Annotated in this window: 13 protein-coding genes and 2 pseudogenes; 5 read left to right on the top strand and 10 right to left on the bottom strand. The window is 64.5% G+C overall.

All coding sequences use genetic code 11. From position 1 onward, the window contains the following. The 5 genes from leuB to leuD all read right to left on the bottom strand — a co-directional run bounded on the left by leuB (position 1) and on the right by leuD (position 3900). Positions 1-1104 carry a 3-isopropylmalate dehydrogenase gene (gene leuB, locus X730_RS144970; RefSeq protein WP_023826855.1) on the bottom strand — a complete coding sequence of 368 codons (1104 nt, stop codon included), beginning with the start codon at positions 1102-1104 and terminating at the stop codon, positions 1-3. 148 nt (positions 1105-1252) lie between these two features. Next, positions 1253-1603, bottom strand: a complete 351-nt coding sequence (locus tag X730_RS144975) for a VOC family protein (RefSeq protein ID WP_023826854.1) — start codon at positions 1601-1603, stop codon at positions 1253-1255. 13 nt (positions 1604-1616) lie between these two features. Continuing rightward, positions 1617-2000 carry a RidA family protein gene (locus tag X730_RS144980; protein ID WP_023826853.1) on the bottom strand — a complete coding sequence of 128 codons (384 nt, stop codon included), beginning with the start codon at positions 1998-2000 and terminating at the stop codon, positions 1617-1619. A 306-nt stretch (positions 2001-2306) separates the two neighbouring features. Further along, complete coding sequence (locus X730_RS144985; protein ID WP_023826852.1) at positions 2307-3230, bottom strand: hypothetical protein; 924 nt, start codon at positions 3228-3230, stop codon at positions 2307-2309. Between the two features lie 64 nt (positions 3231-3294). Continuing rightward, the gene (leuD, locus tag X730_RS144990; RefSeq protein ID WP_023687648.1) at positions 3295-3900 is read right to left on the bottom strand and encodes a 3-isopropylmalate dehydratase small subunit; all 606 of its coding nucleotides are present in this window, start codon (positions 3898-3900) and stop codon (positions 3295-3297) included. Between the two features lie 166 nt (positions 3901-4066). Between leuD and X730_RS144995 the strand changes: the two genes are divergently transcribed. Together X730_RS144995 and X730_RS01000000164625 are read left to right on the top strand one after the other, a co-directional pair. Continuing rightward, positions 4067-4492: a GNAT family N-acetyltransferase gene (locus X730_RS144995; RefSeq protein ID WP_023826851.1), complete on the top strand. Its 426-nt coding sequence runs from the start codon at positions 4067-4069 to the stop codon at positions 4490-4492. Between the two features lie 146 nt (positions 4493-4638). Further along, a pseudogene (locus X730_RS01000000164625) lies at positions 4639-5121 on the top strand (DUF72 domain-containing protein); the annotation flags it as partial. A gap of 386 nt (positions 5122-5507) precedes the next feature. Here the strand turns inward: X730_RS01000000164625 and X730_RS145000 are convergent. Genes X730_RS145000 through X730_RS145015 form a run of 4 tightly spaced genes read right to left on the bottom strand, consistent with a single transcriptional unit; the run spans position 5508 to position 10526 of the window. After that, positions 5508-6674 carry an FAD-binding oxidoreductase gene (locus X730_RS145000; protein WP_023828759.1) on the bottom strand — a complete coding sequence of 389 codons (1167 nt, stop codon included), beginning with the start codon at positions 6672-6674 and terminating at the stop codon, positions 5508-5510. 30 nt (positions 6675-6704) lie between these two features. Further along, complete coding sequence (locus X730_RS145005) at positions 6705-8300, bottom strand: HAMP domain-containing sensor histidine kinase (protein ID WP_023826848.1); 1596 nt, start codon at positions 8298-8300, stop codon at positions 6705-6707. Then, positions 8288-8983, bottom strand: coding sequence for a response regulator transcription factor (locus tag X730_RS145010; RefSeq protein ID WP_023826847.1), 696 nt, complete (start codon positions 8981-8983; stop codon positions 8288-8290). The genes X730_RS145005 and X730_RS145010 overlap by 13 nt, the downstream gene beginning before the upstream one ends. A gap of 4 nt (positions 8984-8987) precedes the next feature. Continuing rightward, positions 8988-10526 carry a DUF4173 domain-containing protein gene (locus tag X730_RS145015; protein ID WP_023826846.1) on the bottom strand — a complete coding sequence of 513 codons (1539 nt, stop codon included), beginning with the start codon at positions 10524-10526 and terminating at the stop codon, positions 8988-8990. 848 nt (positions 10527-11374) lie between these two features. Between X730_RS145015 and X730_RS145020 the strand changes: the two genes are divergently transcribed. Together X730_RS145020 and X730_RS145025 are read left to right on the top strand one after the other, a co-directional pair. After that, positions 11375-12271 carry a CoA ester lyase gene (locus X730_RS145020; protein ID WP_023826845.1) on the top strand — a complete coding sequence of 299 codons (897 nt, stop codon included), beginning with the start codon at positions 11375-11377 and terminating at the stop codon, positions 12269-12271. A 39-nt stretch (positions 12272-12310) separates the two neighbouring features. Continuing rightward, a complete protein-coding gene (locus X730_RS145025) occupies positions 12311-12517 on the top strand; it encodes a DUF1737 domain-containing protein (protein ID WP_023673921.1) in 207 nt (68 codons plus the stop codon). A 163-nt stretch (positions 12518-12680) separates the two neighbouring features. On the opposite strand, the gene X730_RS145030 is transcribed toward X730_RS145025, so the two are convergent. Continuing rightward, positions 12681-13103 (bottom strand): metallopeptidase family protein, encoded by a 423-nt coding sequence (locus tag X730_RS145030; protein ID WP_023702572.1) that lies wholly within the window; start codon positions 13101-13103, stop codon positions 12681-12683. Between the two features lie 228 nt (positions 13104-13331). On the opposite strand from X730_RS145030, the pseudogene X730_RS145035 reads away from it, so the two are divergent. Further along, a pseudogene (locus X730_RS145035) lies at positions 13332-13999 on the top strand (hypothetical protein); the annotation flags it as partial.

The following is a 13999-nucleotide window of genomic DNA, read 5'->3' as shown; positions in this document are numbered from 1 at the left end:
CTAAGCCAGGAACTTGGCGATGATGGCATCGCCCATTGCGACAGTGCCGACTTCGGTCATGCCCTCGGACAAAATATCCTTCGTCCGCAGCCCGTCGTCGAGCACGGCGGCTATGGCGCCTTCGAGCTTGTCGGCCTCATCGACCATGCCGAAGGAGTAGCGCAGGCACATGGCAAACGACGCGATCATGGCGATCGGGTTGGCGATGCCCTGTCCCGCAATGTCGGGCGCCGAGCCATGCACCGGCTCGTACAGCGCCTTGCGCTTCTTGGTCTTCACATCGGGCGCGCCGAGCGAGGCCGACGGCAGCATGCCGATCGATCCGGTCAGCATGGCGGCGATGTCGGACAGCATGTCGCCGAACAGATTGTCGGTGACGATGACGTCGAACTGCTTTGGCCAGCGCACCAGCTGCATGCCGCCGGCATCGGCCAGCATGTGGTCGAGCTTGACGTCGGCATAGCGAGTCTTCTGAGTCTGGGTGACAACCTCGTTCCACAGCACGCCGGATTTCATGACGTTGCGCTTTTCCATCGATGTCACGTGGTTCTTGCGCGTGCGCGCCAGCTCGAAGGCGACGCCCGAAATCCGCTCGATCTCGAACGTATCGTAGACCTGCGTGTCGATGCCGCGCTTCTGGCCGTTGCCGAGATCGATGATCTGCTTGGGCTCGCCGAAATAGACGCCGCCGGTAAGCTCGCGCACGATCAATATGTCGAGGCCCTCGACCACCTCCTGCTTGAGCGAGGAGGACGCCGCCAGCGCCGGATAGCAGATGGCGGGGCGCAGATTTGCGAACAGCTCCATATCCTTGCGCAGCCGTAGCAACCCGGCCTCGGGACGCACCTCGTAAGGCACCTTGTCCCATTTCGGCCCGCCGACGGCGCCGAACAGCACGGCGTCCGCAGCCATCGCCTTTGCCATGTCGCCATCCGAAATCGCCGCGCCATGCGCGTCGTAGGCACAGCCGCCGACCAAGCCTTCATCAGTGGCAAAACCGCTGCCGAGCTTTGCGTTCATGGCGGCGATCAGCTTCTTCACCTCGGCCATCGCCTCGGGGCCGATGCCGTCGCCGGCGAGCAGGAGAAGATTTTTCGAAGCCATGGAGAACCGTCCGATGCTGTTTGGAGAAACCGCGGCCTTGCTAAACGCCAAGAGCTTGCGGCGCAAGGGGATGAAGAACGCTACGACGGCGCCCGCCTCTCAAGACCTGGGTTCCTCGCCGTGGCCAGAGGCGGGGGAGAGGAACAAATCACTTGTGCGACAAAATATTCACCAACCGGCCGAACGGATCGCGCACATAAAACCGCCGTACGCCCCACGGCTCGTCGGCCGGACCGTATTCGACGGCAAAGCCGGCGGCCTTCATGCCTTGCAGCGCCGCATCGACATCGTCGACCTCGATGGAGAGGTCCGGCACCGGCGTGCCGGAGCCGCCCCGGGCCATGAAGCTGATCTGCACCTGCATCCGTTCGTCGGACCCGTAGGTGACGATCCAGCCCTGATCCATCAGCACATCGAGGCCAAGCACGTCCTGATAGAAGCGTTTCGCCGCCGCCGCGTCCTGCGTCCCGATATTGGCTACGATGCGCCGGACCGTCATGGCTTTGGCCTCCTCAAGCCGTGCGCCGCAGCGCCGTGACTTCGATCTCGATCTTCATTTCCGGCTTGTTGAGCTGGCACACGATCATCGTCGCCGCCGGCCTGATCTCGCCGAAAGCCTCGCCGAGGATGGGGAAGACGACGTCCGCGATGGCCTGGTCGGTGATGTAGTAATGCGCCCGCACCACATCGGCCATGTCGAAGCCGCCATCCCTCAGCGCCTCGGCGATGGTCGCCAGGCAATTGCGCGTCTGCGCCTCCACCGTTTCCGGCATGGTCATCGTCGCATAGTCGTAGCCGGTCGTTCCCGACACGAAGCACCAGTCGCCCTGCACCACCGCGCGCGAATAGCCGGCGGTTTTTTCGAAGGGCGAACCGGTGGAGATGAGTGTGCGCATGGAGCCTCGCTGTGGTTTCGGACACTTTGCAGGAAAAGGGCCGGCCAGGCCATGGACCAAGTCAGGTGCAAATCTTGGTCGTCGGCGGGACAGCACCCCCCTCTGGCCTGCCGGCCATCTCCCCCTCAAGGGGGGAGATTAGCAGTTCGGACGCCTTTCTCGCTTTCCACATTTGCGATTGGCGAAAGCCAGAGTGACGTCTGATCTCCCCCCTTGAGCGGGAGATGCCCAGCAGGGCAGAGGGGGTGTGACGGATCGCGACGGAACAAGCATGAACACCGAGTGTTCGCCGCGCTGCCGCGAACTCTAGTTCCCCGACTCCTGCGCCTTGTCCATTGCTTCCTTCACATCCGCAGGCCAGGTCTTCACGTCAGGCCACGCCTGCGGCTCGCCATTGTCGCCGCGCCGGGCGAAGTAGAGCGTGTGCTTGGCCGGGTCGGCCGCCATGAAACCGTCATTGCTGCCGCATGCGTGCGGCACGCAGCCGGTGGCGTAGAAGGCGCCCGACGCCGTCTTTTCGGTGCCGCCGCCGACCAGCAGGCTGGTCGCCATGTCGGGCATGGTGTCGCCGAGTAGCGTCTGCGCCGCCTTGTAGACGGCCTCATTGTGGAAGGCGTCGATGATGTTCTGGTATTTGGCCGGATCGACGTCCTTCCAGTCCGTACCCGGCTCCGGCGCGTAGGTCAGGTCGCCCGAGATCGTCAGCCCGTCGCTGGGCGACCATTGCAGCGCTTGCTTCGTATCGCCCGGCAACAGATACGGCACGAAATAGATGGCGTTGTCGGCCACCGCCGCCGGCGGCGCGCCGCATTCGTCCTGTTCGACCTTGAGGCTTTGTATCTCGCCGCCTTCCGGCTTCCAGACGATGACCTTGGCCGGGCCGCACTGGTTGCCGCCGTCGCCGACATCGACCAGCGCCACGTCGACGCCGCCGACCTTGACTGTTCTGTCGAAGAACACGTCGTAATTGCTGGCCAGCTGCTCGCCGTCATAGGCCAGCACCTTTTCGCCATCCTGCTCCGGCTGGGTGATGGTCAGCTGCCCGCCCTCGAACGGGACCGGCCCCTGGCTGTCATCGTCCGCCAGGGCCGCATTGCCCGACGCGCCCGGATCGGCGGCGGACGGATCTTCTGCCGGCACGAGTATCTTGTCGGTCTGTGCTTGCGCGCCGGCCACCGGCATCAGCATCCACGCCAGCGCGCAGGCGCCGGCAAGAAGAAAACGTGTCATGACTGTCCCCTCCGTTCAGCCGCCACGAACCCGGCTTTGTGGCGGCCGGGCCATCTCGTACCACTCAGGCCCAAGGACGCTCGGCAGCGTTCTTCTTCTCGAACGAGGCGATGGCGCCGGCCTTCTCCATGGTCAGGCCGATATCATCGAGACCGTTCAGCAGGCAGTGGCGCTTGAAGTCGTCGAGTTCGAACGTCACCACGCCGCCATCCGGTCCGCGGATTTCCTTGGCCTCGAGGTCGACGGACACCGTCGCATTGGAGCCGCGCGAGGCGTCGTCCATCAGCTTCTCCAGGTCTTCGGCGCTGACGGTGATCGGCAGGATGCCGTTCTTGAAGCAGTTGTTGTAGAAAATGTCGGCGAACGAGGTCGAGATGACGCAGCGAATGCCGAAATCGAGCAGCGCCCACGGCGCGTGTTCGCGGCTCGAACCGCAGCCGAAATTGTCGCCGGCGACCAGGATCTGCGCCTTGCGGTAGGCCGGCTTGTTGAGCACGAAGTCGGGGTTTTCCGAGCCATCGTCCTTGTAGCGCATTTCGGCGAACAGGCCGCTGCCGAGCCCGGTGCGTTTGATCGTCTTGAGATAATCCTTGGGGATGATCATGTCGGTGTCGACATTGACGATCGGCATCGGTGCGGCGACGCCGGTGAGCTTGGTGAATTTTTCCATGGCTTTTGCCCGTTCTTGATCGATAATTCGTTGCGTCAGGGTTTGCTGGCGCCCGGTTTACACAAAGCCGCCGGCAAATAAAAGGCAACTGTTGGTGCGCGGCCCGATAGAAAGATCGACGCGGCACTGTCTTTAAAACCGGCTGCCGCTGGTGCACCTTACGCCCATGACCGGACAATCGAAGATTATCTATGCCAGGGAGCCTGAGCTCGACGTCGCCGAGTTCCGCCGCGTGCTGGTCGAATCCACGCTCGGCGAAACACGCCCCGTCGATGACGACGCCCGGCTGCAGGCGATGCTTTCAGGCGCGAACCTGGTGCTCACGGCGCGGCTCGACATCGAAGGCAGGCCGCTGATCGGCGTTATCAGGGCCATCACCGATTTTTCCTGGGTGTGCTACGTCTCAGAGCTCGCCGTGTCGCAATCGGCGCAAGGCGTCGGCATCGGCAAGGGCCTGATGGACGAGGCCCGCCGGCAGCTTGGGCCTTCGGTCGCCATCAGCCTGATCTCGATGCCCGACGCCGTCGGCTTCTATGAGCGTATTGGCATGACGCGAATGGCCGACGCGTTCTGGTTCTCCCGCGAGGGCTGACGAGCGTCGGGCGCAATTGCCGATCGGGTTGGGCAGTCAAGGCGGGCAAGGTTCTCGGGCAATGCGGAACGGTGTTCAGGACCCCGCGGAACAACGCCTGCCGGCGCCGCCCTTGACCCGCGCTTCATCCGGTCCACATCCCCAGCATGGGAAATCGCCGATCTCTCATAGGCACCGCCGGCTGGGGAATTCCGTCTCGATACAAGGCTGACTTTCCGCAATCCGGTTCGCATCTCGAACGTTACGGAAAACGCTTTCCGGCCGTCGAGATCGACACCACGTTCTACAAGCCGCACCGCCGCGAGACCTATGAGCGCTGGGCGCACGCCGTGCCGGAGCACTTCCGCTTCGCGGTCAAGGCACCGAAGAACATGACCCATGATCATCGCCTCGCCGATTGCGAGGGGCTGACAGAGGACTTTCTCGGGCAGGTCGAAGGTCTCGGCGAAAAGCTGAGCGTGCTTCTGGTGCAGCTGCCGCCGAGCTTGCCCTTCGAGCCGGAGGTCGCCGGCGGCTTCTTCGACATGTTGGGCAGGCGTATCCGGGCAAGGCTGGCATGCGAGCCGCGCCATCCCACCTGGTTCAGTGCCGAGGCGGACGCACTGCTGGCCGGTCACCAGGTCGCACGGGTCGCCTCCGACCCGGCTTCGGTTCCGGAGGCAGCAGGGCCAGGTGGCTCGACCGGTTTGCGCGGCAAGTGGAAGCAGCGGCCGCTTCCGGTGCCGAGGTCTGGGGCATTTTCGACAACACGGCCGCCGGGCATGCACTGGGCAACGCGATGGCTGTCAGTGCGATGGTTGCTTAGACTCTCGCGGGACAGCACCCCCCTCTGGCCTGCCGGCCATCTCCCCCCCAAGGGGGGAGATCAGATGCCGCGACCGCTTTCGCCAATCGCCGACGTTGCAAGAATGGCGCCTTCGCCGAAGCTGCCAATCTGCCCCCTTGCGGGGGAGATACCCGGCAGGGCAGAGGGGGGTGGGCGGGAACTCGACAGAGCGATCCTATTCCGCCCGCCTCAAATCACATTCAATTCCCGGAACGCCCTTCCCTCGGCCACTCTGGCGTACCCGAACGCCGAGCAATCCACGGTCCGATACCCGCCATGCACCAAAAGCTCCGCCAGCGCCTTGCCGACGGCCGGCGCCTGCTGCAGCCCATGCCCTGAGAACCCGTTGGCGAAGATGAAATTCTCGACCTCGGGATGCGGTCCGATCACCGCGTTCTGGTCGAGCGTGTTGTAGTCGTAGTGGCCTGCCCAGGCGCGGGTCGGCTTGATCGCCTCGAAGGCGGGGATGCGGGTTGCCAGCACGGGCCAGATCACCTCTTCGAACAGCGGCCAGTCGACGTCGAAATCCCGGGGGTCGGCGGGGCCATCGCCCTCCTCCAGCTCGGCGCCGCCGGTGAGATAGACCGAGCCTTCAGGCCGGACATAGATGCCGGATGGGTCGACCAGCAGCGGCATGTCGGCGTATTTTGCCCGCGCCTCGAAGACGAAAACGTTGCGCTTGCGCGGCTCGACGGGCAGCACGAGTCCCGCCATGCCGGCCACCTTGCCGGCATTCGGCCCGGCGGCATTGACGACGATGCCGGCTTGCAGTCTTTCGCCGTTGTCGAGGTCCACGCCGGTGACGCGGTTGCCCTGCCTCTCGATGCCGGTGACGTCGGCGGCGATGAAATCGATTTGTCTGTCGCGCAGCGCCTTGCGGAACAGCGTCAGCATCGCATGAGCGTCGAACCAGCCCTCGCCGCTGCGGCCGAAGGCGCCGGCGCTGATGCCTTCCGTCGACAGCCACGAAAAGCGCTTTGCCAGCTGGTCGGCATCCTCGAGCAGAATGTCGGCGCCCTCGGCGACCTGTGCTTGGTGGTTGGCTTTCAGGATCGGCAACCCGGCCTCGCCGGCCAGGATGAGATAGCCGCCTTCGCGAAAACCGATATCGGCGTCGGTGCCGAAGGTCTCCTTCAGCCGCCGGAACAGGTTTAGCGTGAACTGCGACAGCCGGATATTTTCCGGAATCGAGAATTGCTGACGGATCGAGGCCATGGACAGCGTCGTTGCCGCATGGGCGAATTGCGGGTCGCGTTCGATCAGCGCGATGGAGCCGGAAAAGCCTTCCTCGCGAAGGTAATAGGCGACCGAGGAGCCGACGATGGCTCCGCCGATGATGACGATGTCGTAGCGCACGTTTTTCTCCGATCCGGCCGCCGGCATCCTTCATGCCCCCGGCACAATGATCTCGAAGCGCGTGCCGCGCCCGGAGTCAACCAGCGCGATCGTGCCATCATGCGCTTTCAGGAGGGCCAGCACTATGCCGAGGCCCATGCCGGTCCCGCCGGATTCGCGCCGCGTGGTGAAGAACGGCTCGAAAATGCGCGCCCTGTTGCTCGGCGAAATGCCGGCGCCATCATCGCTGATCGCAATCGTCACTTTGCCGTCGGCGCTGGCAGCCGCCAGCAAAACCTGGGTCGCGCCGTGCCTGGCGGAATTGTCGATCAGGTTGGCAAGCACGATCGCCGCATTCTCGGCCGAGATGCGCAGACCGGTTTCGCCGCCCGTCTCGATGGTCACAGCCAGCCTGCCGTCCACCGGCAGCAATGCCAGCGCCGCATCGAGCGATGTGCTTTCGCCGCTCGGCGCCAGGTTTTCCGCGCGCGCCAGATCGAGCAGGCGCCGTACCAGCAGATTGAGCCTTCCGGCATCGTTGACGATGTTGCCGGAAAACCGCTTGCGCTCTGCCGCGTCCATCGCCTCGCCGGAATCGCGCAAGAGTTCGGCCGCGCCCTGGATCGCCGTCAGCGGCGATTTGAGCTCGTGCGAGACATGGGTGGCAAAGGTCTGGATCGAGTCGGAGCGCGCCTGCAGCTTTTCCGCCATGTCGAGAAAGGCCGCGGACAGCTCGGCCATTTCGCGCGTGCCGTGATGGTCGAGCGGCCGGATCGCGTCGCGGTCGCCGGCGGCGATGCGCCTCGTGCGCTCCATCAGCGCGTAGATCGGCCGGCTCACGGTGCGCAGGAACACCAGCGCGATCACCAGCGTGCCAGAGAGCATGGCGATGGCCGCCAGCGTCACCTTGCCGCGTTCGCCATAGAGATGCTTGACGATGTTGTTCGGCGTTCGAGACAGGTAGATCACGCCGGCGACATGGCCGTCGACCGCGATCGGCATGGCGACAAAGACGCGAACTTTCGTGCCGCGGCTGACCGAATAGAGGGGCGGTGGCGGCTGGTCGGGAATTCTTTGTCTCAACACGCTGGCGTAGTGGCCGGCAAGGGCGGTGCGCACCTCTTCGACATTGGCCAGCGATAGTCCGACCTCGTCGCGCCCTGCAATGACAACGCCGCGCGGATCGAGCAGCCGGAAGCCGGCCAGCGTGGTTTTTTGCGTCGTGTCGAGAATGCCGGACAGGCTGGCGCCGATCGCCGCGAAGGCTGGATCGATGGCCGCGGCGATGCCGGCGGGTCGGGTCGGCAGCAGGTAGTCGGAAGCGAGATCGAGGCTCGGCTCGATCGGCTGGTAAGGCGAGTCGTCGCCGCGGCTGGCATCGCCGCTGTCAGCCTGCATCGGCACCCCTAGCTTCTCCGGGGCAATGGCGGCGTCACTGATATTCTGTGCATAGATGGCGGCGATGACGGCGCCTTGCGCGATCAACTCGCCCTCGGTCTGGCGGATCAGCTGGTTTTCATAAAGCCGGAAGAAGAACAGGCCGACCAGCGGCAGCGCCAGCACCATGATGAGGATGGCGAGAACCACCGTGGCCAGCCTTGGCCGCCATTTGGTGCCGATCCATTTGGCGTCGCTCAGGCGCCGCATCGGCCGAGCCGGAAACCGACACCATGCACGGTTTCGATGGCGTCGAGACAGCCCGCCGCCGCCAGCTTGGCGCGGATGTTGCGGATGTGGCTATCGACGGTACGGTCGGCGACGTGGATGTTGGCGGCATAGGCGCTGGCGACCACCAGGTCGCGGCCCAGCACATGCGCCGGCCGCGCCAGAAATCCCCTGAGGATCGAGAACTCGATCGCCGTCAGCGCCAGCGCCTTGCCGTCGAAACTGGCTCCGTGGCTGGCCGGCACCAGGCTGAGCTTGCCATGCGCGAAGTTTTTGTCGTCGGCCGGGTCGGGCGCCACCGGGCGGGCGCGGCGCAGGATAACGTTGACGCGCGCCACCAGCTCGCGCGGGCTGAACGGTTTCGTCACATAGTCGTCGCCGCCCATTTCGAGCCCGAGGATGCGATCGATCTCCTCGTCTCGCGCCGACAGGAACAGTATCGGCACATCGGAGCGCTGCCTCAGCCGCCGGCAGACTTCCAGCCCGTCCATCTCCGGCATGCCGATATCGAGCACGACGAGGTCGGGCTCGCGGCCTTCGATCGCCTGCAGGGCGGCTGCGCCGTCAGCGACGGCCTGCGTCTTCATCCCGGCCCTCTCCAGCGCAAAGCAGATGATCTCGCGAATGTGCGGATCGTCGTCGGCGACCAGGATCTGATGCGGCATGGATCTAACGGTCCGGCACTGAAGGTTGCGAGGGCTGGGTAGGGGGAGGAAGCACGAGCGGACCTCTCTTGTCGAGAACCTGCACGAGCCTCCAGCCGCGAAAGCTCCAGGCGCGCCACTGCTTCTGCTCGGCGATAGTGTCGTCGATCATCATTTGCTCGGCCAGATAGGTGGTTTGGTTTCCGAATTGGTGCATGTAGAGGCGGTCCAGCGCCGGCATGGCGGCAGCGCCGAGCGAGCGCAGATATTCGGTATCGATAGGCGTGCCGTCGCCGGTCATTTCAAGGGAATGGTCGACATTGAAATTGGCGATCGTTGCGGCGAAGTTGATGAAGCAGCAGGCATAAAGCGTCGCCGATAGCGTCGCAAGATTGGCGGAGAGCAGCCATTCGTTGGATTTTCCAAGCGCGATGCGGGCAATGATCAGTGCAAGCCCTGACGCCACCAACCCCACCCAGACGAAGGCGGCGATGCGCCAGTAGGTCAGTGCATAGACGCCGATATAGAGATCGAGCCTGAGAATCGACGAGATGACCAGCACGATGTTCTGCGCGACCCAGGCATAGACCAGCCGGCGGATCAGCGGATCGCCTGAGGTTTCGCTGCCCGGCCGCAGCGCCGCCAGCACGAAGCCGGCGGCCAGCAGCGCGGTGGCGATCAGCGGATAGGCGCCGCGATGCGCATAGGCGGCATAGCTCAACCCGTCCGGAAGGGCGACCCCACCCCAGAGATAGGCTGCGTCGAGCCCGGTCTGCAGCGCAAACAAGGCGTTGAAGACGATCAGCGCGCGCAGGATCGCGGCCTTGCCGAAGACGACGGCCTCGATCGTTGTCGCTGGTTTAGTCGCGGCCGGTGCGGCCACAGCTGCAGGCGGCGTCAAAGGTGGAAGGCGGCGTGGAAGGCGGCGCAGGAAACGCGGCAGGCGAGGCCGCAGGAAAGCCCAGACGCCGGCGAGCACGAGCAGCCAGAAGACGATCCGCGCCAGTTGGATGAGATCGAGCAGCTTCATCAGGTCGATCAGCGACAGCCAGTATTCGATAACCGGGTTGGCGGCGCCGAACAAAAGCAGGAACACCGCGCCCAGCGTCACCGGCATGACCCAGACGATGATGGACGCCAGGCGGATGCGGCGGCCGCCAAGCCGGCGCACCGTGCGGCGCCATTGGAAAAAGTCACGGATAAGGCGCAGCGGCGCCGCCAGCAGGAACAGCGCGACCTGGCCGGCAATGCGGGCGATGCCGTGCCGTAGCCGCCCGGACAGGGACAGCGCAAACACCACCAGCGCCACGACAGCTATCGCCACCGACAGCGGGCTGACGTTCTCGGCCAACGGCAGCAGCACGACGAACAAAGCGGCCGGCTTGAGCCAGGATCGGGTGGAATTCAGCGCGGCAGGATGCACAGCGACCACCGCGCCGGCGATCAGGATGGCAAACAGCAGCACCGTGATCCCGGCGGGCTGGCCATAGAAGAAAAAATCCGCCAGGGCGACGAGCAGGACGGCGATGCCGAAGCGGCTGGAAAAGCTTGCAAACGATGTCATGCGCGGATTTTCCTGATGGGCTGGGTCCGCTCGGCCGGTGGGCGGATAAAAGGGAGCAGGCTCGCTTCCAGGTAAGGGCGGGCCTCCGCCCGGGGCGGATCGACCAACCACCAGCTTTCGCTGCGCAGGCGATAGGGCAAGGACCAAAGGTGAGCGTTTCGCTGTTGCATGCCGCTGTTGTCGCGGGCTCGCATGGAAACGGCGGGGCGGAGCGGAGGAGGTTTTCCGCAGGGATGTGCAGTTTTCGTGCAGGACCTGCGCTTACGGCCGGGGCGCTCCCCCCCATCTTTCCGGACGTTGGCGCTGTCCCAGCCAGGCTCCTTTCCTCTCCCTCCGGAGGGGGGAGAGGTGGCTCGGCGAAGCCGAGACGGAGTGGGGGAACCACCTGGCAGTCGCCGCGAACGGACACAGGAAGGGCATTCGGTGCAAACATCGCCTCGCCTTGCGCCCCAAGGGTCGACATCCACTCCGTCGACCCCCACTCCGTCGAGCTTCGCTCGACACCTCTCCCCCGATCGACGGGGGAGAGGAAAGGCGCGAGCCTTGCAGGGGCGCGAACTTATGCGCCTGGCTTGTCCAGCCGATAGATGGGTAACACTTTGAACCGGATACATAGGTGACACTTCTCTCCCCCTATGTGTCCGCCGCAGCGCCAANATCCACTCCGTCGACCCCCACTCCGTCGAGCTTCGCTCGACACCTCTCCCCCGATCGACGGGGGAGAGGAAAGGCCCCCCTTCCGCAACTGCTGCGGGACGGGCGGGGCAGCGCAAGCTTTCGCAGTTGGCTCGTCATCAGGTACCGGTCGGACGCTTGCCTCCCCCGCCCCCACGCGGCATAGATCGGCCATGACAAGCGAACCTTACCGCCCGCGCCGCTCGGTGCTTTACGTCCCCGCCTCCAATGACAAGGCGCTGGCCAAGATCGCGACGCTGGCCTGCGATGCCGTGATCATCGACCTCGAAGACGCCGTCGCGCCCTCAGACAAGATCGCCGCGCGGGACAAATTGGCCGGCATTTTCGCCAGCCGACCAGTTGCCAATCAGCATGGGCGCCGCTGCGAAATGATCGTGCGCGTCAACGCGCTGTCCAGCGAATGGGGCAACGATGACCTGCTCGCCGCGGCGAAATTCGAGCCCGACGGCATCCTGTTGTCCAAGGTCGCCACGCCGCGCGATATCCTCGAAGTCGGCGACGTGCTCGACGATAATTTTGCCCCCGACAGCGTCAAGCTCTGGGCGATGATCGAGACGCCCAAGGCCATGCTCAATATCGGCGCCATTGCCGAACTCGGCCGCGACCCGGCCTCGCGCCTAGCTTGTTTCGTTGCCGGAACGAACGATCTGGTCAAGGAAACCGGCATTCTGGCGACGCCTGATCGGCGCTACCTCGTGCCTTGGCTGATGCAGATGGTGCTGGCGGCGCGGGCCGGCGGCATCGACATGCTCGACGGCGTCTCCAACGATTTTCGCGACCTCGACGCGTTTGCGCGCGAATGCACGGAAGGGGCGGCCATGGGGTTCGATGGCAAGACGCTGATCCACCCCGCCCAGATCGAAACCGCCAACCGCGCCTTTGCGCCCGCGCCCGAAGCTCTCGCCGAGGCGCGCGCGGTGAAGGATGCCTTCGCCTTGCCGGAAAATGCCGGCAAGGGCGTGATTGCTCTGAACGGCAGGATGGTCGAGCGGCTGCATCTGGCGCAGGCCGAGAAATTGCTGGCGAAGGCCGCCGCCATCGGCGCATGATCCGCCCCGAAAAGACGAACTCACGACAGGATCTGACCCATGAGACTTTACCGCTTTTTGTCCGCCCCCGACGATTCAACCTTCTGCCACAAGGTCACCGCGGCGCTGAACAAGGGCTGGCACCTGTACGGCTCACCGACCTACGCCTACGACAAGAAGACCAAATCGATGCGCTGCGGCCAGGCGGTGGTGAAGGATATCGACGGCCAGGAATACGGGCCGGATACCAAGCTGAGCGACTGGTAGGCTTTGCCAGGCACGGACGCAGGCTGTGTCGAGATTCAGGTCAGGCCGAGCCGAGAACAGTGGTTTCCGAGAACCGGAGCGGAGCGTACTTAAAGTACGCGAGCACCGGAAGCGCAGGAAGCTGCCGTTCGCAGGCCGGCTTCACCTGAATATCGGCGCAGCCTCACTCCGCCGCCTCTTCGATTTTCTCCATATCATCATCCGACAGGCCGAAATGGTGGCCGATCTCGTGGATCAGCACGTGGGTGACGATGTCGCCCAGCGTCTCTTCGTTCTCGGCCCAGTAGTCGAGGATGGCGCGGCGGTAGAGGGTGATGCGGTTCGGGCCTTCGCCGGTCTGCGGGTTCCAGCGCTCGGCGATGCCGCGGCCCTCGAACAGGCCGAGCAGGTCGAACGGCGTCTCCAGCGACAGATCGTCCATGATCTCGTCGGTCGGGAATTCGGCGATCATGATGACGATCTCGCCGGTCAGCTTGCGGAAATCGTCGGGCAGATGCGCGTACGCCTCCAGCGCCAGAAACTCCATCTCCTCGATCGAGGGCGAGAGTTCATCGTGCCAGGTGCGGGTCTTGTAGATGCGGGCCATGCTTTGTCCTTTGATCCGGCATATAGGCTTTCCCTCCGGACTCGGCAAATGGACGGGTACCTGGCCAATGACTGTTTCTTTGCGCCGAATGGCTGCGACCAAAGTCCAAGGTTGGCCTCGCCACCTTTGATCAAGGAATAAATTCCTTCTGACTCCGCTTGACTCTTCCGGCACCCTCTGGAATCTATAGGAACATAACAGGAACAGTTGTGAGAGAAATTGACCGTCATGGCGACATCAGCCGTGGCGCGGGAGACTGTTTTTGCCCTGCGCCGCCAGATCGCGAAGATCGAGGGAACGCTGCCCGAGCGCCTGGCCGCGCCGGCCGGCGAGGGGCTGCGCGCGGGTCCTGGCGGCGGTCTCGACGCCGCGCCTGAACCCGATGCCGATGTCACCATCATCCGGCGCGGGCTTGCCGTGGCTTCGCCGGATGCTTTCCTGGCCACCGGCGTCGAGCGCCTCGATGCGGCCCTCAGCGGCGGCCTTCCGAAAGCCGCCTTGAGCGAAATCCATGGCCTTGAGACCCGCAATGCCGGGGCCGTCGCCGGCTTTGTGCTGTCGCTTGTCAGCCTGATCCTCAAGGGCCAGCCCTTGCCCGTGCTGTGGATCGGCACATCGGAGATTTTTCGCGAGGCCGGCTTTCCCTATGCCAGGGGATTGCAGGGCATTTTCGGTATCGCACCGGAGCAATTGCTGTTTTCCGAGGCGCCGAAACTCACCGATGCGCTGTGGGTAGCCGAGGAGGCCGCGAAGATGACGGCGCTCGCCGCAATCATCCTCGAAATCCGTGGCAGCCCGCAGCGGCTCGACCTCACCGCGACGCGCCGGCTGCACGCGCGCGCCCAAAACGCCGGCCGGCCGGTGTTCCTGCTGCGCCAGGCCGGCGAAGCCGAGCC

Source organism: Mesorhizobium sp. L103C131B0 (genome assembly GCF_000502275.1).
GTDB lineage: Bacteria > Pseudomonadota > Alphaproteobacteria > Rhizobiales > Rhizobiaceae > Mesorhizobium.
The sequence above is the reverse complement of the archived record's forward strand: the minus strand, read 5'-3'. Positions and strand labels throughout refer to the sequence as shown.